This window comes from Arthrobacter nitrophenolicus (assembly GCF_000332815.1).
GTDB lineage: Bacteria > Actinomycetota > Actinomycetes > Actinomycetales > Micrococcaceae > Arthrobacter > Arthrobacter nitrophenolicus.
In genome coordinates, this window is record NZ_AOFD01000007.1 from 76,799 (window position 1) to 100,680 (window position 23,882).

Genomic DNA, 23,882 nt, shown 5'->3' on the forward strand with positions numbered 1-23,882 from the left:
CACACTTGTTGCAATGCTTTGGGCTCCTTAGGCTTTACCCAATCGCACTGCCGTCCGCTGGGGGAGGCAGTCGTCTGGGGGAACACTTATGGATGCTCTGGCAATTGTCGAGGATGAAGTCCGCGAGCTCATCCGGCGCAGGGGCCTCGATCCGTTGAGGCAGGCAGGCGAGGTCCGCAGGCTGGTAGAGGCCGCCGTCGTTGACTACGACGAGCGGGCGCTCACGGGACCACTGCCGCCACTTGGCCCCCTGGACACGGCCCGCCGGTTCCTCTTCGATGCAGTGGCCGGCTTTGGAATCCTGCAGCCACTCCTCGACGATCCCTCCATTGAAGAGATATGCTCAACGCCCCCAACGAAATCTTTGTCGCCAGGAACGGCGAGTCCGAACTGACGTCCCTGAGCCTGTCCGACCAGCAAGTGCGGGACCTGGTGGAACGGATGCTCAAGAGCTCCGGCCGCCGCCTGGACATGTCCTCCCCGTTCGTTGACGCGGCTTTGCCGGACGGCTCCCGGCTGCATGTGGTGATTCCCGATGTCACGCGCCGGCACTGGGCCGTGAACATCAGGAAATTCGTCGTCAAAGCCAGCCGGCTCGAACATCTCGTCGAACTGGGCACCCTGACTCCGCAATCAGCGCGGTTCCTTGGCGCTGCTGTTTCAAGCGGGCTCAACATCCTGGTGTCCGGGGCCACGCAGGCGGGCAAAACCACCATGCTGAATTGCCTTGCCGCGAATATTGGCAGCAGGGAGCGGGTTATCACGGTTGAGGAGATCTTCGAACTGCAGCTCCCCCTGCGCGACGTTGTGGGGCTTCAGTGCCGGCAGCCGAACCTCGAAGGAGAAGGCGAGATTCCACTCCGCCGCCTGGTGAAGGAAGCCCTGCGCATGCGGCCGGACCGCCTGGTTGTTGGAGAAGTCCGCGAAGCGGAGAGCCTGGACATGCTCATCGCGCTCAACTCCGGCCTCCCTGGTATGTGCACCGTGCACGCCAACTCCGCCCACGACGCCGTGACAAAGATCTGCACCCTTCCCCTCCTGGCGGGGGAAAACATCTCGTCAGCCTTCGTTGTGCCACGGTCGCCTCGTGCATCGACCTTGTGGTGCACTGCAGCCGGCAGCCAAACGGACGCCGGGAGGTTACCGAAATACTGTCCCTGGGCCGCCGGGTGGAAAACGGCATCATCGAGTCATCACTTGTTTTCGCCAAGGCGGACGGGGTCCTGCAGCCCCGTGCAAACAGCATGCCGGCCGCGGAGAAATTCTCGCGTGCCGGCTTCGACGTCGCTGCACTATTGGATCCGCGATGATTTCCGCCTTACTGGGGGTAACAACAGGAACGGGCCTGTTCCTGATCTGGTGGTCGTTGTGGGAATCCCCGCAGGTGGGGCGCCGAAACCGTAAACCAAGCCGGGTCGCCGATCTCCTGGTTGCAGCCGGGGTGGACAAGGTATCCGTCAGCGGGCTGCTGGGCACCTGCGCGGGCCTTGGACTGTTTGTGGTCCTGGTCTTCTTCGCGGTCAGCCGCTCCTGGCCAATCGCGGCCTGCTTCGGGCTGTTTGCAGGGTGGCTTCCCGTCACTATCCTGCGCTGGCGTGCCAAAAAGAGGACGGCCATGCTCCGTCAGCTGTGGCCCGACGTTGTGGACCACCTGCGGTCCGCCATTCGGGCGGGGCTGCCGCTGCCCGAGGCGCTGATCCAGCTTGGCGACAAGGGCCCCGAAGAACTGCGGCCGGTATTCCGTGAATTCGGCGCCGACTACCGTGCCGGCGGACAGTTCGACGGATCGCTCAACAAGCTCAAGCACAGGCTTGCCGATCCTGTCGCGGACCGGATTGTCGAAGCCCTGCGCCTGACACGGGAAGTGGGTGGCTCAGACCTCGGCAAACTGCTGGGCACCCTGGGCGAGTTCCTGCGCGAAAGCGCCCGCACCCGCAGCGAACTGGAAGCACGGCAGTCCTGGACCATCAACGCGGCCCGGCTGGCTGTAGCGGCGCCATGGATCGTCATGATCCTGCTGGCTACCCGGCCGGAGGCGGTGCAAGCGTACAACACGCCCGCAGGAGCCGGGGTACTGCTCGGCGGCCTCGTCGTCTCCCTGGTCTGCTACTCCATCATGCTGAAAATAGGAGCCCTTCCCCAGGAAGAGCGGGTGCTCCGGTGACTGCTCCCTCTCCTGCCGCCATCATCTGCGGAGCACTCCTGGGCATTGGCCTGTGGCTCGTCATCTTCAGGTCGCCGTATATGCGGGCAACGACGTTCGCCGAAAGGATCGAGCCCCAGCTCAAGTCCCAGAACCTGGAGTCGCGGCTGCTGCATACCGGAGAGCACACAGTTACTCCCTTCGGCCCGCTGGAAAGAATTCTGCGCCCCGTCATACGCGACTTGCTGACCGCGCTCGGAAGATTGAATCCCTCCCCGGGGGCCACGGTCCGGCGGCTTGCGCAAGCAGGACTCAGCAAGTCGCCCATCGATTTCAGGGCAGAACAACTTCTTTGGGCAGCAGCCGGTTTTGCCGCGGCCCTGGGCTTGACGTTTGTCGGTGCTGCCGCAGGCCGGTTCAACCCGCTGTTCGCAGCGGTGGCCGTCCTCGGGAGTGCCATCGGCGGTTTCATGCTGCGTGACTATTGGCTGGGGGTCCAGGTCCGGCGCCGGGAGGCCAGGATGATGGCTGAATTTCCCAGCCTGGCAGAACTCATGGCGCTGGCAGTGGGTGCGGGGGAGAGTGCGACCGGTGCACTGGACAGGGTCTCCCGGAGCGCACAGGGCGAACTGGCAAAGGAGTTTTCCAGGATCCTCGCAGAGACGAGGGCCAGCAAGCCACTCGTCCTCGCGCTGCAGGAGTTCTCGGCACGAACCGACCTGGCCGCACTGGTCAGATTCGTGGACGGCATCGTTGTTGCGGTTGAACGCGGCACGCCCTTGGCCGATGTGCTTCGTGCCCAGGCGCAGGACGTGCGCGATACAGCCAAACGCGACTTGATGGAAACTGCCGGCAAAAAGGAAATCGCCATGATGGTGCCGCTCGTCTTCGGCGTGCTTCCGCTGACAGTGGTCTTCGCCGTCTTTCCTGGCATCGCGGCCATCAGCCTGGGCTTCTAGCGCGCGGAGAAACGCGGTGCCCTGGCAAATCCAGAGACATTGAAAAATCGGACTATCAAACAAGGAAGAGGAAGAAGGATGAAGAACCTGGGAATGCGCTGCGGGATGCTGCTTCTGGCGCTCGCCGCCGCGCGCCGCCCTGCCACCGACCACCCCGAGCGGGGCGACGTACCTGGCTGGGTGATGATCACACTGATGTCCGCCGTCCTTGTTGCCGCCCTCCTGGCGCTCGCGGGACCGGCCCTGGAAACGATGTTCAACCAGGCGATGGACAAGGTGGGCAGCTAAAGCTCATGAGGAAGTCCGGCCGCCGGCGCCTGACGGCCCACCACGTACCTGCGCCGAGGGAACAGGGCTCGGCCGTGGTGGACTTTGTCCTAGTGGGCGGACTGCTCACGATGTTTTTCCTCGCGGTCATTCAGCTGGCATTGGTGCTGCACGTCCGCAACACCCTCATTGATGCCGCAGCCTCCGGGGCCCGCTACGGGACCCTTGCTGACCGCACCGCCGCCGACGCTGAAGAGCGCAGCCGCGCCCTCATTGCCACGGCGCTGAACCCGGGCTTTGCCGAACAGGTCAGCACCAGCGAAGTGACCGTCCAAGGTATGCGGACACTGGAAGTGACAGTGCGGGCACCCATGCCGGTCATTGGCCTGATAGGTCCGCGGGACCTGCTGGAGGTGAAAGGCCATGCGGCCCTGCAGCCCTGACGCGATGCACCGTGTCCGAGGTCGTCTCCGGGACGCACTGTGCCTGGGGCCAAAGAAGGACAGGAGCGAGCAGGGGAGTGCCGTGGTTGAGTTCACTTTCCTTGCCCTTCTGCTGATGGTCCCGCTGGTTTACTTCATCATCACCGTGGGGCAGATCCAGGGCGGTTCGTTTGCCGTCGTCGGCGCGGCGGACCAGGCCGCCAAAGTCTACGTAGCCCAGCCCGACGCATCCACCGCCCAAGCCGCCGCGGAACAGGCCGCGGCCCTGGCACTTGCCGACTTTGGGCACGGCACGGAACAGGCCCAGGTTGCCATCAGCTGCAGCCCCGACGATTGCCAGGCCCCGGGAACCGCGGTCACCACAACCGTCAGTCTCTCCATCCCCCTGCCGTTCATCCCCTTCGGCGACGGCCTCCGGCTGTCCGCCACTGAGGTGGAAGCATCGGCGACCCAACTGGTGGGCAGGTTCCGGTGAGAAAAAGCAGGCCCAATGACGACGGCCAGATGATGGTGATGATCCTTGGATTCGTTGCGGTGGCCCTGCTGGTCGCAACGGTCATGATCGGCATCACCGCGGTCTACCTGGAGCACAAACGGCTGCTTTCACTCGCGGATGGCGCCTCCCTCGCGGCAGCAGACAGCTTCACGCTCGGCGAAGTCGAGTCCCACGGAGGAAGCCCGTCTGCCGTCCTCAATCCTGCCCGCGTCCGGAACGTGGCTGCTGACTTTGTTGCCAGGAGCCCGGCAGCGGAACGTTTTGATGCCCTTGCTGTAGCCGGGGCGACGGGATCGCCCGACGGGTTCACCGCCGTCGTGGTTCTCACCGCCGCCGTGCACCCGCCCGTGGTGAACTTCCTGGTCCCCGGCGGCATTCCAATCGAAGCGACGTCGACGGCGCGCTCCCGGCTGACTCGCTGACCGTTACCAGGGCAGAACAACGGGGCAGAGGGGCCGTACCACCATGGGACAAGGGCCAGGGGACGGATAGCGTAGGCTTAAACGACCATGGCCAATATTGATTTTTCCGCTGAAATCCGCGCGCTCCGCGCCACTTACGCTTCCATCGAACGCGTCACTGACGTTGAGGCACTCAAGGAAGACATCGCCGAACTGAGCGAGCGGGCAGGGGAGCCGGACCTGTGGGACGACCCCGCGGCGGCGCAGAAAATCACCTCGAGGCTCTCGCACCGGCAGTCGGAACTGGAGCGCCTCACCAGCCTGGAATCCCGTATCGACGACCTCGAGGTGCTGGTGGAACTGGGCCAGGACGAGGATGACGCCGACTCCATGGGAGAAGCGGCCACCGAACTGGAGTCCATCCGCAAGGCCCTCAAGGAACTCGAAGTCGTGACACTGCTGTCCGGCGAATATGACGAGCGCGAGGCCGTCGTTTCAATCCGCGCGGGAGCCGGCGGCGTGGATGCTGCCGACTTTGCCGAAATGCTGCTCCGGATGTATCTCCGCTGGGCCGAACGCCACGGCTACCCCACCACGGTCATGGACACGTCCTACGCCGAAGAAGCCGGACTGAAGTCGGCCACCTTCGAAGTAAAGGCGCCCTATGCCTACGGCACACTCAGCGTTGAGGCGGGAACGCACCGCCTGGTCCGGATCAGCCCGTTCGACAACCAGGGCCGGCGGCAGACCTCGTTTGCCGCCGTGGAGGTCATCCCGCTGATCGAGCAGACTGACTCCATCGAAATTCCGGACAACGAAATCCGCGTTGACGTCTTCCGATCATCCGGCCCGGGCGGCCAGTCCGTGAACACCACGGACTCGGCGGTGCGCCTCACGCACATCCCCACGGGCACCGTGGTGTCCATGCAGAACGAAAAGTCGCAGCTTCAGAACCGTGCTGCGGCCATGCGCGTCCTGCAGTCCAGGCTCCTCCTCCTCAAGAAGGAACAGGAAGACGCCGAAAAGAAGGCGCTCGCCGGCGACGTCAAGGCCTCCTGGGGTGACCAGATGCGCTCCTACGTCCTCAACCCGTACCAGATGGTCAAGGACCTGCGCACGGAGCACGAAGTCGGCAACACATCGGCTGTATTCGACGGTGAGATCGATGACTTCATCGACGCCGGAATCCGCTGGCGGACGGACAACCGCAACGCCGAAAAGTAGGAGCCTTGCGGGCCCCGGCCCGCGGATCCGGCGACACGCCCCCTGAAAACGATGTAATGCGCGGGCCTTCCTGCGTATAGTCGAGGGGCCGGGGCCCTATTTCCCCAACAGAAACCCGTGCACCGGCTGCAGAACTGGGCTGCATTCGCAAGGATCGGCCATGCCCTGCAGGGTACTTAGGGCCATGATCCGATTCGAAAATGTCACCAAGGTCTACGACCAGAAAGCCCGGCCTGCGCTGGACTCGGTCACCCTTGAGATTGACCGCGGCGAATTCGCCTTCCTGGTCGGCGCATCAGGCTCCGGCAAATCCACGTTCCTCCGCCTGGTGCTGAAGGAAGACCGTGCCACGTCCGGCGCCGTCTACGTCGCCGGACAAAACGTTGCCAGGATTTCCAGTTGGCGGGTACCGCGGCTGCGGCGAGGCATCGGCGTCGTCTTCCAGGACTTCCGGCTGCTGCCCCAAAAGAACGTGTTCGCCAACGTGGCGTTTGCCATGCAGGTCATCGGCAAGAGCCGCAGCGTCATCCGGGACACCGTTCCCGAGGTGCTCAAGACCGTTGGGCTGGAGGGCAAGGAACACCGCATGCCGCACGAGCTCTCCGGCGGCGAGCAGCAGCGCGTGGCCATTGCCCGCGCCGTCGTCAACCGGCCCGGGATCCTCCTTGCCGACGAGCCCACCGGAAACCTCGACCCCACCACGTCCATGGGCATCATGGGCATCCTGGACAAGATCAACCAGAACGGCACCACCGTGGTGATGGCCACGCACGACGACGACATCGTCAACGAAATGCGCAAACGCGTGGTTGAACTGAAGAACGGGGTGGTCATCCGTGATGAGGCCAAGGCCCTGTACACCTCAATGATCCCCGTGGTGGGACAGTCCCGCAGGCTCAAGGACGCCAGCGGCAGGGAAGAACCCGACGCCGGCCTGCCGGGCGACGGGCGCGAAGGCGGGGCACAGCGATGAGGCTCGCGTTCATCCTCTCCGAGATCGGCAGCGGCCTGCGCCGCAACCTGTCCATGGTGGTCTCCGTCATCCTGGTCACCTTCGTGTCGCTGACCTTCGTGGGCGCTGCCGGCATGCTGCAGATGCAGATCAACCAGATGAAGGGCTACTGGTACGACAAAGTCCAGGTGGCCATCTTCCTGTGCAGTGAAGGGTCGACGGCGGCCGGTTGCGCGGGCGGGCCCGTCACCCCGGAACAGCAGGAGAGCCTGAACGGCCTCCTGGAGTCACCCGCGGTTGCGCAATACATCAACGACTTCCAGTACGAGTCCAAGGAAGAGGCCTACAAGCACTTCAAGGACCAGTTCTCCAACTCTCCCATCGTGGATTCCGTTACCCCGGACCAGCTGCCGGCATCGTTCCGGATCAACCTGAAGGACCCGGAGAAGTACCAGATCATCAGCGAAACCTTCTCGTCCCAGCCGGGCGTGGAAACCGTCATTGACCAGCGCCAGCTCCTGGAGCGCCTGTTCTCGGTCATGAACGGCGCCTCCCTGGTGGCTGTCAGCATCGCCGGTGTCATGATCGTCTGTGCCATCCTCCTGATCGCCACCACCATCCGGCTCTCCGCATTCAGCCGGCGCCGCGAGACCGGCATCATGCGCCTGGTGGGCGCTTCGAAGACGGTCATCCAGTTGCCCTTCATTTTGGAGGGCGTCATCGCCGCCGTGATCGGGGCGGCACTTGCCTCCGGAACGTTGTGGGCTGTTGCCCACTTCTTCCTCGGCGAGTACATGTCCCGGCAATATCCGGACACCGCTTTCATCTCGTCGGGGCAAACCCTGATCCTCGCGCCTGCCCTGCTAATCCTTGGCGGATCCTTGGCTGGAATTTCGTCTCTCTTGACCTTGCGCCGATACCTTCGCGTCTAGGTATGCAAACCAAACAAGGAATGCCCATGAACTTCACTCAGCAGACGTCCCACCGCCCCCTCCAGAGGGCCCGCGGCAGGGTGCGCCGGACAGGTGTCCTCAGCGGCGTACTTGCCGTGGTCCTCGCTGCAGGCCTGGCGGCATCAACCCCTGCAGCGGTCGCTGACGAGCTTGAGGACCGCCAGAAAGCCCTCGAGGCGGAAGCTTCGCGGGTCCAGCAGTCGCTGGAGTTCGTGGATTCGCGCATTGCCAAGGCGGCGAGCGACCTGGTCATTTACCAGGGCCAGCTGCCCGGCGCGCAGCAGGCGCTCCTTGAGGCGCAGGGCCGTGTTGCCAGTGCTGTCAAAGAGGTGGAGGCCCTCTCGGCGCGCGTCGATATGGCGCAGCAGAACAAGGCGAAGATCACCCAGCAGCTGGAAACGGACAAGCAGAAGATCGCCGATACCAAGAAGCTCATTGGGCAGATTGCCACGCAGGCCTATAAGTCCGGCGGAGTGCCCTCCAACCTTTCCCTGTTTTTTGGCTCCAACAACGGCGGCAGCCTGACCGAGACCATGGACCTCGCGGACCAGGCCATGCGCAGCCAGAACGCCGCCATGGACAAGCTCTCCCAGCAGAGTGCCTCGAACGTCAACTCGGAAGCCCGGCTGCAGGCCGTAGAGGCGGAGATCAAGGACCTCAAGGCCAAGGCTGACGCGGCCCTCGAGCGGGAAAAGGCGGCGCGCGACGAGGCTGAGGCCAAGAAGGCGCAGGTGGACCAGCTCATTGCCGATACTGTCCGCCTCGACGCCGAACTCCAGGCTGCCAAGCCGGGCATCCAGTCGCAGCTGGCGAACGTGCAGGCGAGCCAGAACGCCGTCGCCGCCGAAATCCAGGAACGTGACCGGAGGCTCCGCGAGGCCTGGGAAGCCGAGCAGCGCAGGCTTGCGGAAGCGGCGGCCGCCGCGGCCGCGGCAGCTGCCGCAGCAAAGGGCCAGGCGCCCCCGCCCGCGCAGCCGTTCGTGCCGCCCGTGGGATCGCCGTCGGCCTTCGGACTCCGCCATCCGTTCAACGGCGGCGTCCCCATCACCTCCGGCTTTGGTTGGCGGGCCACACCTCCCGGAACCATCGACTTCTATGGCCAGGGCGGCTATATGCACACCGGAATCGACTTCGGCGCAGCCTGCGGTACGCCGGTTTATGCGGCAGCGGCCGGCGAAGTTTTCGGCTCAGGCTGGAGCTCCGCGGACGGCGGCGGATGGCGGGTGAAGATCTCCCACGGACTGGTGGAGGGCAACACCCTGAACACCATCTACTACCACAACGCCAGCATTGTGGTGTCGAACGGCCAGCGGGTTTCCCAGGGACAGCTGATTGCCTACTCCGGCAACACCGGCAACTCGACCGGCTGCCACTCCCACTTCGAGACGTGGCTTAATGGCAGTGCTGTGGACCCGATGGGACTGCTGTAGCCGCGTTACGGCGCTGCCGTAAACTGGTATGACTCCGGACCGGGCCGGCCTGGAGGACATCGCAACCTGAAAACTGAGGAGCTTTCCCGTGCCTAAAGAAAGTGGCCGTAAAGTGGTGGCCACCAACCGGAAGGCCCGGCATGACTACCACGTGCTGGACACCTACGAGGCTGGCATCGCGCTCATGGGAACTGAAGTGAAGTCCCTGCGCGAAGGACATGCATCGATGGTGGACGGTTTCTGTACCTTCTACAACGACGAGCTGTGGATGGAAGCCATCCACATCCCCGAATACAACCAGGGAAGCTGGACCAACCATGCCGCACGGCGGCGCCGGAAGCTGCTGCTGCACCGCGAGGAGCTCATCAAAATTTCCCACAAGGTGCGCGAATCGGGGTACACCATTGTGCCGCTGCAGCTGTACTTCGTGGACGGCAAGGCCAAGGTGGAGATCGGCGTCGCCCGGGGCAAGCGCGAGTACGACAAGCGGCAGACCCTGCGCGAACAGCAGGACAACCGGGAAGCGCAGCGGGAAATGCGGGAACGCAACCGGCGCAGGTAGGAATGAATCCCGGAGAACATGCGTTACTATAGATAGTCCGGTGGGCATGCCTGCCGGTTTGGTAACAAAATATGGGGATGATCGGTTTCGACGGTGTTTGTCGCGACAGGTGAAGCGGGCCGAGGATGCAGAATTATCTCGTTAACGCTTTCTGCAAAACAATAAGTGCCAAACAAACGCGCACTGACTTCGCTCTTGCTGCCTAAGCAGTAAGACAGTCCGTCAGCCCGGGGTTGCTATCGCCCCGGTTCCTGGCGTCATTTAGATAGCCACTGCTGTTTTCTCCCGTCATCGGAGTAAACGGGACTTTTAGATGACTGGGCCCGGATCAGCCAGCTGTTTGCAGCATGGCTGGGGCCGAGAAAATCCGACGCAAACTGCGCCCGGAGAAGCCCTGACAACACGACATCGGACGGGGGTTCAATTCCCCCCATCTCCACCAAAAAAGCCCCGGATTTCCGGGGCTTTTTTGTGCCCTCCCGCGGGAGGAAGCCAGTGCGGGCGCCGTAGCGCCCCGGCCCGCGGTCCGGGTGCTTTGCGTTCCCGGGCCGGCGCTGCCCGTTCACCCACGGCGTAGCCTGCACGGGACTAGGAGGCCGCCGCCGCTCGTTGTCATCGGTAAGGCCCGGTACCGCAAGGGCGGTCCGGGCGGGCACAACCAGGAGGTGCGCCGTGGACCAGGCGCGGGAACCGGCTTTCGTCGAGGACGACGGCGAGGTGCTGGATTCGTATTCACAGACAGTCATGCGCGTGGCGGCGGCCGTCACCCCGCACGTGGCGGCGATCGAGATGACGGCGCGGCGGCGCAACGGCAGGATGCGCATGGGAGCCGGCTCCGCAGTTCTCTTCACCCAGGATGGCTATCTCCTGACCAACTCCCACGTGGTGGCCGGGACAGAGAGGGGCCATGCGGTCTTCGCCGACGGCAGCCGGATGGAACTCGAACTGGTGGGCAGCGATCCCTTGTCCGATCTCGCCGTCGTCCATGGCAGGCGCCCGAAAGTTCCGCCCGCTGAATTCGGAGCCGCGGAAACCCTGCGCGTGGGACAACTTGTTGTGGCGGTGGGAAACCCGTTGGGCCTTGCCGGCTCTGTCACGGCGGGCGTCGTGAGCGGCCTTGGCCGTGCCATCCCTGTGTGGTCGGGCAACAACCGTAGGGTCATCGAAGATGTCATCCAGACGGACGCGGCGTTGAACCCCGGTAACTCCGGGGGTGCCCTCGCCGACACGCACAGCAGGATCGTGGGCATCAATACTGCAGTGGCCGGCGCTGGGCTGGGACTGGCGGTTCCGATTAATGCGACCACGCGGCGGATCATCTCCGCCCTGCTGTCCGACGGGCGGGTCCGGCGCGCCTACCTGGGCCTGGTCAGCACCCCGATCCGGCTGAACCCCAGCACAGTGATCAGGACAGGCCAGCGGGAAGGGCTGCGGATCGTGGAGGTGCTGCCCGGCTCACCGGCTGACAGGGCGGGCCTGGCAGCGGGAGACATCCTCCTGACGGCAGGTGGGCGGCCCGTCAGCAACGCCGAAAGCCTGCAGCGGCTGCTCTTTGCGGACGCGATCGGCCAGCCGCTGGATCTCGCGGTACTGCGGGATGGAGCGGAGAGCCATCTGGTGGCCGTGCCGGACGAGATGACCAGCAACGGCAGCTAAATGCGCCGGAACAGCCAGGGAAAAGCCGCGTCAGCGCCCTGTGTCCGGCGCCGCAACGTCGGCGATGCCCACGAAGCGCGTCCCGACGCCGTCGAACTCGCTGCGGACGAACCCCGGAGCGGGAGGCGGCACGTCCGCGGGGGAATGATGATGGCAGACAACGTACGTGAAGTCCGGCCACCATTTCTTGGGGCGCGCCGCCTCCTCGTAGCCGCAGACCGCGCACTCAAGGTGGACCCAGACCGGCCGCTTGCCCGTCCGGTTGGCGCGGGACTGGACCAGCCAGGGCGGCGGATCATCCAGGATCGCACCCAGTTCGGCCTCGGTCATCCATTTGGGAAGGCCGTGGCGCTGGGCCATTTCCAGCGGCACATCCAGGGCAATTGCCGCGTCACGTCTGCTAATCATCACTGTCCACCATACGGGAGCCCGCCAAATCAGTGCCGGGCCCCGGCGCTGGCGGACCGACTATCCGGGCCGCGTGACTAGGCTGTCAGAGCGATGCCGGCAGCAGCCGCGGCGAATCCGAGCACCAGGTTGACGGCGATATTGAGGGCTGCCGCGCCGACGCGCGACTCCGCAATGAGCCGAACTGTGGCCGTGGTCCAGGAACTGAAGGTGGTCAGCCCGCCCGCCAGTCCGGCCGACAGCCCGGCCTGCCAGTCTGGGCCCAGTTCAAGCCCCGCTGCCGCGCCATGGGAAAGCCCGATGATGAAGCATCCCGCCACGTTCACCAGCAGGGTTGCCCACGGCCAGTGCAGCTTCTGCTTTCCCCTGCCGGTCCGGATACTGCGGGTGGAGCTGTGGTGCGCGAACCAGCTGTCGACGGCAAAGCGCAGGAGCGCCCCCATCACGCCGAAGACGCCCACCAGGACGGCACCGATCATGGCCGGCCGCCGGAAACAGTGTCCACGGGCTGGCGGGTGAGCCGCTTGCCCAGCCGCCATCCCGCGGCTGCGGCAGCCAGGCCCAGAAGCAGCGATAGTGCCAGGTAGGCGATCCACACCGTGTGCTGGCCCGCCCGGGCCAGCTGGTCCACCGCGAAGACCACGGCAGAGAACGTGGTGAAGGAACCAAGCAGTCCGGGTCCCAGTCCGGCGCGAAGCCAGAACGCAGTCCGGGGCCGGGCCATCCACGCGGTGGTCAGCGCGGCCAGGACGAAGCTGCCGGCAACGTTGATGCACAGCGTCGCCCACGGCAGCGACGCGGGCTGGTCGGGGAACGCCAGCGCCAGGCCGTACCGGAGTTCGCTGCCAACCAGGCCACCGGCGCTAACGGCAAGCCAGGCCCGCCAGGCGGGCGCCGGCCCCACGTCAGCTGTCTCCCAGCAGGCAGCCGGGATGGGGATGGTCGCTGTGGACCCAGAGGGCGGAGGTGACCTCATCCGCCAGGTCGTAGTCCCTGGTGTGGCCGGAGTTCCGGATCCGCACCATCAGGGCCCCGCCGAACGGCCGGCGCCCCACCACCTCGACCTCGGCGTCAAGGTCGATCTCTTCAGCCGACAGATAGCGGAGCAGGTCCGGGTTGTCGTCGCTGATGCGGGTGATCCTGCCGGTGTGCCCCTGATCCAGCTCGCCCATCAGGTGGGCCCGGGGCATCAGGACCTTGCCGTCTGCGGTGGGGATGGGATCCCCGTGCGGGTCCCTGCTGGGATCGCCGAGTTTCGCGGCGACACGCTCAATGAAAGTGTCCGACACCGCGTGCTCGAGCAGTTCGGCTTCGTCGTGGACCTCATCCCAGCTGTAGCCGAGCTGCTGGACAAGGTAGGTTTCGATCAGCCGGTGGCGCCGCACCATGGACAAGGCAAGCCGCAGGCCTGCATCCGTGAGGGTGATGGCACTGTACGGCTTGTGGTCAACAAGGCCCTGGTCCTTGAGCTTGCGGACCATTTCCGACACCGACGAATTCGCCACGCCCAGCCGTTGGGCAAGCTGCGAGGACGTGATGGGCTTGTCCTGCCATTCGGTAAAAGAGTAGATGACCTTGACGTAGTCCTCGATGGAGGAGGAGGGCGCGCTGGTCTTCACAGGACCAAGCCTACCGAATGGCCAGGGAGCGCGGCGGAACCGCTCATACTTTGACTGCCCGCCAACACAAGGTCAGGTACGGCAGCCCGATGGCTTCGTCCGCGGCATGCCCCAGGTGTTCATGCAGGTACCAGTCGAGGTTGGCGAGGACCTTGGCGCGGGTGGCATCGCCGGCACGGAGGTAATAGCTGCGCGATTTGGTCAGTTCGATCAGGTCTTCGGTGCTGACGGTGTCCTGCCAGTGCGTAACGTGGCCCTCCAGCTGGCCGAATTCCGGACCCACCACTGGCCGGTGGCCGGGCTTGTAGACGTCCCCGGCGTGCATGATCCGCGAGAGCCGGTGTACCCAGGGGACGGTGGTGTCCAGTTGATTCCAGACAAGCCCGAGGATGCCGTGCGGACGGAGGACGCGTGCCAGTTCAGTGCTGGCGGCAAGGGGATCACACCAGTGCCAGGCCTGGGCAACGGTGACGACGTCGAAGGCGGACGACGGGAGGCCGGTGGCCTCGGCGGTTCCCAGGACCGCGGTGGCGCCGGGATAGTGTGCCTTCAGCTGGTCCAGCATGTCCGCTGACGGGTCGACGGCGGTGACGGCCAGGCCGCGTTCCAGCAGCAGTTCGGTGAACTTGCCGGTTCCTGCGCCCGCGTCGAGCGCATCACGCGCACCGGCCGGAAGCAGCCAGTCCGCAGACTCCACGGGATAACCGGGCCGGACCCGCTGGTAGTGCTGGCCGCCCTGCTCGAAGCTCTTTCCCAGCTCCCTGCGCCGCCCGTGATCCAGCCTGGGGCCACCCCGAACCACCTGCGGCCTCCTTCAGTCAATGCCTTGCGGTACCTTCCGAATTTACCGCATCAGCCGGACCGGTCAGTCGTCGGTGCAGGGAGCAGCGCCGGCGGTGCCCGGCGTGTTCGGGGCCCAGTGCGGGTAGGTGCGGGAGTCGTTGGCGGGAACCCAGCGTCCCGCGTCCACCACGTAGTCCCAGCCGAGCCCGTCACGGCGCAGCTTGGCGATCCCGGCCAGGAGCCGCTCGGCATCCTCCAGCCGGGAACCCACGCCGAAGCTGGCGCGGAGCGAACCGGAAGGCAGGCCCAGCCGCTTCAGCAGGGGGTGTGCGCAGAAGCGCCCGTCCCGGAGGCCCACGCCGTGCTCGGCCGAGAGGTACGCAGCCACCAGGCCGGCGTCGTAGCCTCAACGGAGAAGTTGACCACACCGATGGTGTCCGTGTCCGGATTGCTGTCCTTGAAGATCTGGTGCACTGTGACGCCGTCGATCTCCTGCAGGCCCTCCACCAGGAAGGAGCGGATGGCGGACTCGTGCGCGTGCCAGCGTTCCTGGTCCAGGCCCGCGATGACCTGGGTGGCCTTGGCCAGCGTGGCGGCACCCAGGACGTTGGGGGAGCCGCCTTCGTGGCGGGCCGGTCCGGTCGCCCAGCTGACGCCGTCGAGCCTGGCTTCCTTGACGGCGCCGCCGCCGGCAAGGTGGGGGGTACCGGCGTCGAGCCAGTCCGGCCTGCCCACCAGGACGCCGGCGCCGAAGGGCGCGTACAGCTTGTGGCCGGAGAAGGCGACGTAATCGACGTCGTCCGCGCTGATGTTGATGCGCCGGTGCGGCGCCAGCTGGGCCGCGTCCACCACGATGCGGGCCCCGTGCTGGTGGGCCAGGGCAGCAAGGGCGCGGACCGGGAGGATCTCGCCCGTGACATTGGAGGCACCCGTGATGGCCAGCAGGCTGACGCCACCCTGTTCCAGTTCGGCGCGCACGGCGTCGATGGTGCCGGCGATGGTGTCGGCAGCAACGATGCTCCGGTGGGGAACGCCCTGCCACGGCAGGAGGTTGGCGTGGTGCTCGATGTCCAGGTACAGGACGTCACCGGCGGGCCAGCCATCGGTGAGGGGCAGGCAGCCGGCCAGCAGGTTGAGCGAGTCCGTGGTGTTCCGCGTGAAGATCACGGAGTCGTCCGGGCGGCCGCCCACGAAGTCGCGGACGATGCTGCGGGCGTTTTCGTAGACCGAGGTGCTGATCTGGGACGCGTAGCCGGCACCGCGGTGGACGCTGGCATAGAAGGGAAGGATTTCGTTCAGGTAGGCGGAGACCACCGAGAGGGCGGGGGCCGAAGCGCCATAGTCGAGGTTCGCGTACCGGATGTGGCCGCCCGAAATCAGCGGTGCCTGGATTTCCGCTCCGGTGACGGCTGCAAGCGGACGGCCGGCCAGCGCCTGGCGCTCGTCGAAGACGGAATCGGCGGTTATGGCGGCGTTGGGGGAGACGGTGGCAGTTGTCACAGAGACCTCACTTCAAAACAGGACTCCGGTATCAAGGGAATCCGCGCTTGCCGCATCCGCTCCGGACCGGCCTGGTCGTCACCCGGGGCACCCCACCGCGAATGGAGGGTTGCCGGCCAGCAAACCGGGGTTTTGCGCTGGCACTCGTGACCTGGTTAAGAGCGTAGAACATGGGGCGGCCAGGACTGAAGCCGGCGCAATTGTTAAGGCTTTTGTTACGCGCGGATGGAAATCGCGCCTTTCGGCGAAGAACACGACGCGGACACCTCCTTCCGGAGGTATCCGCCGTCGTTTGTTCGGTTGCCGGGGTCTTTAGAGCAGGTCGTCCAAACCCGGGTTCAGCCGCTGCAGCACTTCCGAGTGCAGGATGGAGTTGGTGGCCAGGGCGTTACCGCCGAAGGGGCCGTCCTCACCCTCCAACGAGGTGAAGCGTCCGCCGGCCTCCACCACGATCGGCACCAGGGCTGCCATGTCGTACAGGTTCAGCTCCGGCTCGCAGGCGATATCCACCGAGCCCTCGGCCACCATGCAGTAGGACCAGAAGTCGCCGTAGGCGCGGGTCCGCCACACCGACTCGGTGAGCCCCAGGAACTCGTCCAGGTTTCCCCGCTCCTTCCAGCCGGAGAGGCTTGAGTAGGAGAGCGAGGCGTCGGACAGGCTGGAAACGTTGGAGACCCGGAGTCGGGTGGCCGCGGCGAGCGAGCGCCCCATGTAGGCGCCCATGCCCTTGGCGGCCCACCACCGCTTGCCGAGGGCCGGGGCACTGACGACGCCGACCACCGGCTCGCCCTCGTCGACGAGGGCGATCAGGGTGGCCCACACGGGGACGCCGCGGACGAAGTTCTTGGTCCCGTCAATGGGGTCGATGATCCAGCGGCGCGAACCGTGGCCGGTACTGCCGAACTCCTCACCAAGGACCGCGTCGCGCGGGCGGGAGCGGGAGAGCTGGCCGCGGATGGCTTCCTCGGCGGCCTTGTCCGCGTCGGTGACCGGCGTCAGGTCGGGCTTGGTCTCCACGTGGAGGTCCAGTGCCTTGAAGCGGCTCATGGTCTGGTCATCCACGGAGTCGGCCAGGACATGGGCCAGGCGCAGGTCATCGTTGTAGCTCGAAGCGGGTTGGATCATGGTTCCAAACTACCGTCTGCAGGCAGTTCTGCTGGGAGATCGGCGTTGTCAGTTGACGCTGCCGAGCTCCTTTGCCTCCTGCGCTTCCTCCCGCGGATCCGCTCCGAGCAACCGGCGCAGCGAGGCCAGCCGCGCTTCTCCGGTGGGTCCGGCATGGCCCGCGGCGACCCATTCATCCAGGCCGCAGTTAACGGCAGTTGCCGTGTGCTTGCAGCCGCGTTCGCAGGCGTCGGTGCCGGGTGAGAGGTCGGGGAAGGACCGCAGGATCCGGTCCGGGTCCACATGCGCCAGGCCGAACGAACGGATGCCGGGGGTGTCGATGATCCAGCTGCCCGGCGGGGCGTCCACCAGCCGCAGGGCCAGGGCGGACGACGACGTGTGCCGGCCCCTGCCGGTGACCGCGTTGACGCCGCCGGTGGCCCGCTCGGCTCCCGTGAGCGCGTTGACCATTGTTGACTTGCCGACACCGGAGTGTCCGAGCATGACGGTGACCTTGCCGTCCAGGTAGGACCGGAGCGCGGCAACTGCCGCGCTGTCCAGCCGGGCGGACAGGCCGTCGTCGGAGCGGGCGTCGATGCCGGACGCCTGGGTGTCGGCGGTGCGGCTGATGATCACGGGAAGGTCGAGGTGCGTGTAGTTGGACAGGAGCTCCGCTGGATCCTTGACGTCCGCCTTGGTGACGAGCAGGACCGGGTCGATGCCGGCGTCGTAGGCCGCCACCAGTGCGCGGTCGATGAAGCCCGTGCGGGGTTCCGGGTTGGCGGCGGCCACCACGATCACCAGCTGGTCGGCATTGGCCACCACGGCCCGCTCCACCGGATCCGTGTCGTCGGCGCTGCGCCGCAGGAGGGTTTTGCGGTCCTGGATCCGTACCAGCCGGGCCAGGGTATCGGGGTCGCCGGAGACGTCCCCCACGAGGGAAACGAAGTCGCCCGCCACCACGGGGGAGCGGCGCAGTTCCCGGGCCCGGGCGGCGATAACCGTACGCTCGTTCGCGGAGTCCTCGCCCACCACGGCCGTGTATCGCCCCCGGTCAACGGTGATGATCCGACCGGTCACGGCGTCGTCGTGGCTGGGACGGTCCTTGGTGCGGGGCCTGGAACCCTTCTTGTTGGGCCGGATCCGGACGTCCGATTCGTCCCAGGAGTCAGTGCGCCTGGCCACCGCTAGCCTTCCGCCCCGGTGCGGGCCTCCTGCTGCGGGGCACCGCCCTGGGCGAGCATGTCCGCCCAGATCCGGGGGAACTCGGGCATGGTTTTCGCCGTGGTGGCGATGTCCTCCACCTGCACTCCTTCCACCGCCAGGCCCAGGATTGCACCTGCAGTGGCCATGCGGTGGTCAGCGTAGCTGTGCACGACGCCGGCATGCAGCGGGGCGGGCCGGATCACCAGGCCGTCGCTGGTTTCCTCGGCGTCACCGCCCAGGCGGTTGATTTCCGTGACCAGCGCGGCCAGCCGGTCCGTTTCGTGCCCGCGCAGGTGGGCGATCCCGGTGAGCCGGGACGGGCCCGACGCCAGCGCGCACAGCGCCGCTACCGTGGGTGCCAGTTCGCTGGTGTCGGCGAAGTGGGCGCCCTTGATTTCCGGGCCGCCCGTGACCGTGAGGACGCCATCCTCCAGTGTCACTGTGGCGCCCATCTCGGCCAGGATGCTGCGCCACAGGTCACCCACCTGCTGGGTCTCCTCCGGCCAGCCGGGAATCCGGACAGTCCCGCCAGAAGCCAGCGCTGCCGCGAGGAAGGGACCGGCGTTGGAAAGGTCCTGCTCGATCCGCTGGTCAAAAGCGCGGATGGGGCCAGGTTGGACAACCCAGTGGTTGGGCACCGAGTCGTCAACCTGGACCCCCGCCCCGCGGAGGACGGCGACCGTCATGTTGATGTGGTCCAGGCTGGGTACCGGCTTGCCCACGTGCTCAAGATGCAGGCCTTCCGTGAACCGTGCCCCCACCAGGAGGAGCGCCGAGACGAACTGGGAGGACGCGCTGGCGTCGATCACCAGGTGCCCGCCACGGACCTCTCCGCTGCCTTCCACCACGAACGGAAGCGACGACGGCATGCCCCCATCCTCGGCGGATACCGCCACCCCCAGTGCCCTCAGCGCCTCAATGATGGTTCCCATCGGACGCTTGCGTGCGTGCGGGTCGCCGTCGAACACGCTGGCGCCGTTGCGAAGCGCCGCGATGGGCGGAACGAAGCGCATGACCGTGCCGGCCAGGCCGCAGTCGATCCTGGTGAGCGGCTGCTCCGCGTCCTGCCCCAGCGGGACTACTTCGAGGTCCGGCCCGAAGGCGCCGTCGCCCGGCACTTCCGTGATGGTGGCGCCCAGCTGGCGGAGCGCCTCGATCATCAGGGCCGAGTCACGGGAGTGCAGGGGTGCACGCAGGCGTGACGGTCCGTCGGCCAGCGCCGCGAGGACGAGGTACCTGTTGGTCAGGGACTTCGAGCCGGGGACCGTGACGGTGGCGTCAACGGGGCTCGAGGCGAAGGGTGCGGGCCAGTGGGGGACAGGAGTTCCGGAATTGTCCCGGGTGGCGGCTGCAGCGGTCATGCGTGCTTATGCCCCCGTGGCCTGTTCAACGGCGCGCCGGACGGCCTTGTCCGCCTTGGCCAGCTTCTTGTTGGTGGTCCTCCGGGCGTCGGAGGCAAGGTGCGATGCGCCCTTGCGGGCATCGGCTGCCAGGTGCTCGGCGCGCCAGGCCAGGCCCGGCTTGCCCGCCGTGTCCACCGAGGCGAGCAGTGCCCCGCCGCTCAGGGACAGGTTCTTCAGCAGCTGGTTGCGGCGCGTCTCGCGGCCCTCCTTGCTGCTGATGTCTGCGCTGCGCCACTCCACGAAGGTGTTCAGCAGGGAGATGACGGTGAGCAGGGTGGCCGAAAGCCTGGAGAATTTGCCCAGCCCGAAAAGTACACCAGCGCCCACCTGGGTCCCGCCGATCACACGGGCCAGCATCTTCTCGTCCGCCTGGAACGGCAGCGACGCTGCAGCCTTGCGCAGCAGGGGGGAGAGCTGCTGCGCCGTGTCGTCAGTGTTCTTGAGCTTATCCACTCCGGCAAGGACAAAGCTGGAGGCCAGCATGGGGCGGGCGAGCGTGCGTACAAAGGGCATGGATTTCCTCCTGGATGGACGAACCGCGTCTTCGGCGGGGAGTCCGTTCTAGTCTTGCACTTTTGGGGAATATTTGCCTGCGGCCGGGGGTTATGGAAAAGGCGGGTCGGCCAGGCCGGCTGCCATTCGAAACCATGGAACCGATGTACCACGACATACAGAGCGGAGCTGGGCCTTGAGGCAGGTGTTGGACGGAGTGCAAGCAGTTGGCCCGGTGGGAGTTGGCCTGGTGGACGCGGATGCCTCCGGGTACGGCTCGCCGCGTGCGCGGAGCCTGACAGTAGACTTGAAGGCAATGAGCACCCTGGATCCGGCCGTCTCGGCCATGTATGAGGCTTCGAACAGCGAAGTGAAGGGCGCGCCCGGCGCGACGCCCCAGCCCGAAGCGGCCGGCGGCCCCGAGCCAGGGCCCGGGACCACGGAAACGCTGGTGGACGTCTCGACGGAAACCGCGGAACAGCGCCGCGTCCGCTTCGAGCGTGACGCCATGCAGTACGTGGACCAGCTGTATTCGGCTGCGATGCGGATGGCCCGGAATCCCTCGGATGCCGAGGACCTCGTCCAGGAGGCCTACACGAAGGCCTTTTCGGCCTTCCATCAGTACAAGCCGGGAACCAACCTCAAGGCCTGGTTGTACCGCATCCTGACCAACACGTACATCAACCTGTACCGCAAGCGGCAGCGCGAACCGCTCCAGTCCAACTCGGACACGATCGAGGACTGGCAGTTGGCGCGGGCCGAATCGCATACCTCAAGCGGGCTCCGCTCCGCCGAGGCAGAGGCGCTGGACCACCTTCCGGATTCCGACGTCAAGCGCGCGCTCCAGGACATTCCGGAAGAATTCCGCCTTGCGGTGTACTTCGCGGATGTCGAAGGCTTCGCGTACAAGGAAATCTCAGACATCATGAACACGCCCATCGGCACGGTGATGTCCCGGCTCCACCGCGGCCGGCGAATGTTGCGGGACATGCTGGCGGAATACGCCGCCGAGCGCGGCTTCAAATCGGCCGCGGATGCACAGGACACGGCTGCAAGCACACAACAGGAGAGCAGGAAATGAGCGACTGCCAGGGATTGGGCGATTGCGACGACACCCGGATGCAACGCATCTACGAATACCTCGACGGAGCTTTGACCCGTGAGGACATCACGGAGATCAAAAACCACCTGGATGACTGCCCGGAGTGCACGGAGCAGTACGACCTTGAGTGTGTCATCCGGAACATGGTCAAACGCTCCTGCACCGAAGCTGCACCGGACAACCTGAAGAACGCCATCCTGGACCGGATCCACTCCATCCGCACAGTGGAGGCATAGGGCCCGCGCGCCGCGGCCGGACAGCTGCAAGTGAAAAGCGAAGGACCCCGGAAGCCGTTTGGCTTCCGGGGTCCTTCGCTTGAACCGTAGTCCCTGGCATTTGCTAGGTGTTGGGGCGCTTCCCGTGGTTCGCGCCGCCACGCTTACGGTCACGACGCTTGCGTGCACGCTTGCTCATAGCTGGCCTCCTTACTGTCGGTACTCAAAAGAGCTGCCCTCAAGTCTCCCACAACATCAGACCGCCCGCGAACCGGGAACGCCTGCATGACCTGCGGCGGGGCACTGCATGCCGCGTCTCAGGGCTTCAGGGAGTTCCGGACGGCGATGCGCGCCTGTTCCAGCACTGTCCGCATGGTCTCCAGGGTGACAGGGCCCAGGGGCTGGCTCCGGGCATGCAGCCGGAGTTCGGTGCGGAGATCGTCGCGGAACTCCTGGAGCATCAGCTCGGCCTCCTTCAGTGACCGTGATCCTTCCGGCGGCACCCTGCCGCCGGGAACCCGGAAGTCAGCTGCGTGCGCGGCTGTCCGCGCGGCCTCCGCCGTGGCAGCCAGGTCCGCCCGCAGGCCGCGCATATTGCTGCGGATGTCCTCCCGCAGCCCGTCGGCCAGCCTGCGCACAGAAGCCGAGATGTCGTTCTCCACCCCGGCGAGCTCGTCCCGCCGCCGGTTCAGCTCGGCGAGTCCTGCAGCGGTGATGTGGTAGTTGGTGCGGCGGCCGGCCGATTCCGTGGCCACGAGGCCCTCTTCCTCCAGCTTTCCCAACCGGGGATAGATGGTGCCGGCGCTGGGGGAATAGGTGCCGCCAAACCTGTCCTTCAGGGCCTTGATGAGTTCGTAGCCGTGTTTGGGGCCGGATTCAAGGAGCGCCAGCAGGTAGAGGCGCAGTGCACCATGCGCGAATACCGGGGGCATCAGTGCCCCGTTTCCGCATTTCCGGCGTTGGAACCGTGGAAGATGGACGTCTTCCCGGAAACGGAGTTAGTCCGGACCAGCATCAGTTGTTCGTCCGGCCCTGCAATGGTCTCCACTTTTCCGCCCACGGACGTGTAGCGCCGGTTGCCGATGACCACGGCTCCACTGGCGGACTTGGCGACGATGTCCACTCCGACGTCGTGCGGCAACCGGATGGTGACGTCGCCGGAGACTGAGTTGGCCACGAAGTCGTTGGTGAAGCCGTGCAGGTCGAACGTCAGGTCGCCGCTGACGGTGTTGGCGCGGATGTTCGTGAAGCGGCCGGACGCGGTCACCTCGCCGGAAACGCTCCTGGCGGTGAGGACGCCGGTATGGCGGCGGGCAGTCACCTCGCCGCTGACGGTGTTGACGTGGAGTTCCCCGCTTGTTCCGTCCGCCATGACAGATCCGGAGACCGTGTTGAGCCGGGTGTGCCCGGCTGCTCCGGACACCAGGCCGTCGCCGCTGACAATGCCTGCCTCGACCTCCACGTTTCCGGGAACGGCAATGCTGACCACCGCCGAGTTTTCGCTGTTATGGTTGACCGCTCCCATGAGGTTCTTGAACCACCCCTGGGGGCCATGCAGTTGGTGGCGCACTTCAAGGCGGCCGTTGCTAACGGAGACATCCACCGGGTCACCGTGGACGTCGGATATTTCGATCCGGGTGACGGGCTCCTGGTGGACAACGACATCAAACCTGCCATGGACCATGCCCAGCTTGAGGGACGTTACGCCGTCCACATCAATGGTCTGCGGGCTGGTGACGGTCCAGTTCTGCTCAGACATGGGAACCTCCAAAGGCGATATATCGTGTAACGGTCACGCTACTCCTGGGTAGGGAGGGCGTCAAGATATATCGCGAACTGCTAGGCGGGGGCGTCCAGTCCCAGCCACTGGAACCAGCCGCGGTGCAGCACCAGCCACGCCATGAGGCCATACCCGGCCTGGCCCGGCGTTCCGGCGTTGGCCGCCAGGTCCTGCCGCCACTGCTCGTGATTCAGCAGTGGGGAGAACGTATCGACGTAGAGGTGCTTGCGCCGCGTGGTGACGTCGGCGAATGCCGTGTTCAGCTCGTCCAGCCGGCGGTTCTGGGCAGGATCGAGGGTGGGCGGCGGACCCACGACGAATACCTCGATCCGGTTCTGTGAGGCCGAGTCCAGGATGTTTGCCAGATTCAGCCTGCTGCGCGCGGTGGAGAGGCCGAATTCGATATCGCGGCCGGAGAGGCCGATCACCAGGCGGTTCTCGGCGTTGGTGCTGAACCTCCGCCCGGCCTCCTCCAGCCACCGGGCGGCCAGGCCCTCGGTGCCTTCCTGCGGGCAGGGGAGGGCGTAGCTTTCCAGGAGCAAGCCGTCCTGGGGAGTGCGGGCCAGGACACGGCCCAGCCAGCCGAGCGCCCGGGGATCTCCGAGTCCGGCCAGCAGTTCATCTCCTACAGCCGCAATGCGCAGCTTCCTGTCTTCCACACGATCCTCTTTACTTCGTTCCCTGGCCGCTGCCACCGTTGGTGCAAAGGGGCGGCGCTGTCCATCCATTAAACAGAACTGCCCGGCCGGAGTCTGGGATTTCGACGTCCGGCCGGGCAGCCTCA

The 23,882-nt window shown here is 65.9% G+C and carries 27 protein-coding genes, 1 other RNA gene, 2 pseudogenes and 1 riboswitch; of the genes and pseudogenes, 16 read left to right on the top strand and 14 right to left on the bottom strand.

Features of this window, described 5'->3' with window-relative positions:
- Positions 1 to 88 precede the first annotated feature (88 nt).
- The 14 genes and pseudogenes from G205_RS04045 (at position 89) to G205_RS04105 (ending at position 11,486) form a co-directional block, all read left to right on the top strand.
- Positions 89 to 1,310: pseudogene (locus G205_RS04045) on the top strand (CpaF family protein).
- Positions 1,307 to 2,164 (top strand): type II secretion system F family protein, encoded by an 858-nt coding sequence (locus tag G205_RS04050; protein WP_200859128.1) that lies wholly within the window; start codon positions 1,307 to 1,309, stop codon positions 2,162 to 2,164. Before G205_RS04045 ends, G205_RS04050 begins: the two are co-directional and overlap by 4 nt.
- Entirely contained in the window at positions 2,161 to 3,102 is a 942-nt protein-coding gene (locus G205_RS04055) for a type II secretion system F family protein (RefSeq protein ID WP_009356856.1), read from the top strand. The genes G205_RS04050 and G205_RS04055 overlap by 4 nt, the downstream gene beginning before the upstream one ends.
- 78 nt (positions 3,103 to 3,180) lie before the next feature.
- Positions 3,181 to 3,390: a hypothetical protein gene (locus tag G205_RS04060; RefSeq protein WP_009356857.1), complete on the top strand. Its 210-nt coding sequence runs from the start codon at positions 3,181 to 3,183 to the stop codon at positions 3,388 to 3,390.
- 5 nt (positions 3,391 to 3,395) lie between these two features.
- On the top strand, positions 3,396 to 3,812 hold the full coding sequence (locus tag G205_RS04065) for a TadE/TadG family type IV pilus assembly protein (protein ID WP_009356858.1): 417 nt from the start codon (positions 3,396 to 3,398) through the stop codon (positions 3,810 to 3,812).
- Positions 3,813 to 3,894: 82 nt separating this feature from the next.
- A complete protein-coding gene (locus tag G205_RS04070; RefSeq protein WP_009356859.1) occupies positions 3,895 to 4,287 on the top strand; it encodes a hypothetical protein in 393 nt (130 codons plus the stop codon).
- Between the two features lie 29 nt (positions 4,288 to 4,316).
- Positions 4,317 to 4,730, top strand: a complete 414-nt coding sequence (locus G205_RS04075; protein WP_009356860.1) for a pilus assembly protein TadG-related protein — start codon at positions 4,317 to 4,319, stop codon at positions 4,728 to 4,730.
- A gap of 87 nt (positions 4,731 to 4,817) precedes the next feature.
- The gene (gene prfB, locus G205_RS04080) at positions 4,818 to 5,933 is read left to right on the top strand and encodes a peptide chain release factor 2 (protein ID WP_009356861.1); all 1,116 of its coding nucleotides are present in this window, start codon (positions 4,818 to 4,820) and stop codon (positions 5,931 to 5,933) included.
- Between the two features lie 184 nt (positions 5,934 to 6,117).
- Positions 6,118 to 6,906, top strand: a complete 789-nt coding sequence (gene ftsE / locus G205_RS04085; protein WP_009356862.1) for a cell division ATP-binding protein FtsE — start codon at positions 6,118 to 6,120, stop codon at positions 6,904 to 6,906.
- Positions 6,903 to 7,817: a permease-like cell division protein FtsX gene (gene ftsX / locus G205_RS04090; RefSeq protein ID WP_009356863.1), complete on the top strand. Its 915-nt coding sequence runs from the start codon at positions 6,903 to 6,905 to the stop codon at positions 7,815 to 7,817. The genes ftsE and ftsX overlap by 4 nt, the downstream gene beginning before the upstream one ends.
- Positions 7,818 to 7,843: 26 nt before the next feature.
- Positions 7,844 to 9,268 carry a M23 family metallopeptidase gene (locus tag G205_RS04095; protein WP_009356864.1) on the top strand — a complete coding sequence of 475 codons (1,425 nt, stop codon included), beginning with the start codon at positions 7,844 to 7,846 and terminating at the stop codon, positions 9,266 to 9,268.
- 88 nt (positions 9,269 to 9,356) lie between these two features.
- Entirely contained in the window at positions 9,357 to 9,830 is a 474-nt protein-coding gene (smpB, locus tag G205_RS04100) for an SsrA-binding protein SmpB (protein WP_009356865.1), read from the top strand.
- A 73-nt stretch (positions 9,831 to 9,903) separates the two neighbouring features.
- Positions 9,904 to 10,272: a transfer-messenger RNA gene (gene ssrA, locus G205_RS20930) on the top strand.
- A gap of 230 nt (positions 10,273 to 10,502) precedes the next feature.
- A complete protein-coding gene (locus G205_RS04105) occupies positions 10,503 to 11,486 on the top strand; it encodes a S1C family serine protease (RefSeq protein WP_009356866.1) in 984 nt (327 codons plus the stop codon).
- 30 nt (positions 11,487 to 11,516) lie between these two features.
- Here G205_RS04105 and G205_RS04110 read toward each other — a convergent pair whose 3' ends face one another.
- From G205_RS04110 to G205_RS04155, 10 genes and pseudogenes are all read right to left on the bottom strand, one after another.
- The gene (locus tag G205_RS04110) at positions 11,517 to 11,894 is read right to left on the bottom strand and encodes a hypothetical protein (protein WP_009356867.1); all 378 of its coding nucleotides are present in this window, start codon (positions 11,892 to 11,894) and stop codon (positions 11,517 to 11,519) included.
- 77 nt (positions 11,895 to 11,971) lie between these two features.
- Positions 11,972 to 12,373, bottom strand: coding sequence for a fluoride efflux transporter FluC (locus tag G205_RS04115; RefSeq protein ID WP_009356868.1), 402 nt, complete (start codon positions 12,371 to 12,373; stop codon positions 11,972 to 11,974).
- Positions 12,370 to 12,798: a fluoride efflux transporter FluC gene (locus G205_RS04120; protein WP_009356869.1), complete on the bottom strand. Its 429-nt coding sequence runs from the start codon at positions 12,796 to 12,798 to the stop codon at positions 12,370 to 12,372. The genes G205_RS04115 and G205_RS04120 overlap by 4 nt, the downstream gene beginning before the upstream one ends.
- A gap of 1 nt (position 12,799) precedes the next feature.
- A complete protein-coding gene (locus tag G205_RS04125; RefSeq protein ID WP_009356870.1) occupies positions 12,800 to 13,513 on the bottom strand; it encodes a metal-dependent transcriptional regulator in 714 nt (237 codons plus the stop codon).
- Between the two features lie 43 nt (positions 13,514 to 13,556).
- Positions 13,557 to 14,315 carry a class I SAM-dependent methyltransferase gene (locus tag G205_RS04130; RefSeq protein WP_009356871.1) on the bottom strand — a complete coding sequence of 253 codons (759 nt, stop codon included), beginning with the start codon at positions 14,313 to 14,315 and terminating at the stop codon, positions 13,557 to 13,559.
- Between the two features lie 63 nt (positions 14,316 to 14,378).
- Positions 14,379 to 15,796: pseudogene (locus tag G205_RS04135) on the bottom strand (aminotransferase class V-fold PLP-dependent enzyme).
- Between the two features lie 38 nt (positions 15,797 to 15,834).
- Positions 15,835 to 15,948: riboswitch (SAM riboswitch) on the bottom strand.
- A gap of 160 nt (positions 15,949 to 16,108) precedes the next feature.
- A complete protein-coding gene (hisN, locus tag G205_RS04140; RefSeq protein ID WP_009356872.1) occupies positions 16,109 to 16,921 on the bottom strand; it encodes a histidinol-phosphatase in 813 nt (270 codons plus the stop codon).
- A gap of 48 nt (positions 16,922 to 16,969) precedes the next feature.
- On the bottom strand, positions 16,970 to 18,085 hold the full coding sequence (gene rsgA / locus G205_RS04145; RefSeq protein WP_009356873.1) for a ribosome small subunit-dependent GTPase A: 1,116 nt from the start codon (positions 18,083 to 18,085) through the stop codon (positions 16,970 to 16,972).
- A 2-nt stretch (positions 18,086 to 18,087) separates the two neighbouring features.
- Entirely contained in the window at positions 18,088 to 19,467 is a 1,380-nt protein-coding gene (aroA, locus tag G205_RS04150; RefSeq protein WP_009356874.1) for a 3-phosphoshikimate 1-carboxyvinyltransferase, read from the bottom strand.
- 6 nt (positions 19,468 to 19,473) lie between these two features.
- Positions 19,474 to 20,022: a DoxX family protein gene (locus G205_RS04155; RefSeq protein WP_009356875.1), complete on the bottom strand. Its 549-nt coding sequence runs from the start codon at positions 20,020 to 20,022 to the stop codon at positions 19,474 to 19,476.
- 295 nt (positions 20,023 to 20,317) lie between these two features.
- Between G205_RS04155 and G205_RS04160 the strand changes: the two genes are divergently transcribed.
- Positions 20,318 to 21,082, top strand: coding sequence for a sigma-70 family RNA polymerase sigma factor (locus G205_RS04160; protein WP_083875007.1), 765 nt, complete (start codon positions 20,318 to 20,320; stop codon positions 21,080 to 21,082).
- A complete protein-coding gene (gene rsrA, locus G205_RS04165; protein WP_009356877.1) occupies positions 21,079 to 21,339 on the top strand; it encodes a mycothiol system anti-sigma-R factor in 261 nt (86 codons plus the stop codon). Before G205_RS04160 ends, rsrA begins: the two co-directional genes overlap by 4 nt.
- A 103-nt stretch (positions 21,340 to 21,442) precedes the next feature.
- Here rsrA and G205_RS23960 read toward each other — a convergent pair whose 3' ends face one another.
- From G205_RS23960 to G205_RS04180, 4 genes are all read right to left on the bottom strand, one after another.
- Positions 21,443 to 21,517 carry a 50S ribosomal protein bL37 gene (locus tag G205_RS23960; protein WP_369299106.1) on the bottom strand — a complete coding sequence of 25 codons (75 nt, stop codon included), beginning with the start codon at positions 21,515 to 21,517 and terminating at the stop codon, positions 21,443 to 21,445.
- A gap of 118 nt (positions 21,518 to 21,635) precedes the next feature.
- The gene (locus tag G205_RS04170; RefSeq protein WP_009356878.1) at positions 21,636 to 22,250 is read right to left on the bottom strand and encodes a PadR family transcriptional regulator; all 615 of its coding nucleotides are present in this window, start codon (positions 22,248 to 22,250) and stop codon (positions 21,636 to 21,638) included.
- Positions 22,250 to 23,077 (bottom strand): DUF4097 family beta strand repeat-containing protein, encoded by an 828-nt coding sequence (locus G205_RS04175; RefSeq protein ID WP_009356879.1) that lies wholly within the window; start codon positions 23,075 to 23,077, stop codon positions 22,250 to 22,252. Before G205_RS04175 ends, G205_RS04170 begins: the two co-directional genes overlap by 1 nt.
- Before the next feature lie 80 nt (positions 23,078 to 23,157).
- A complete protein-coding gene (locus tag G205_RS04180) occupies positions 23,158 to 23,757 on the bottom strand; it encodes a GDSL-type esterase/lipase family protein (RefSeq protein WP_009356880.1) in 600 nt (199 codons plus the stop codon).
- Between the last annotated feature and the right edge of the window lie 125 nt (positions 23,758 to 23,882).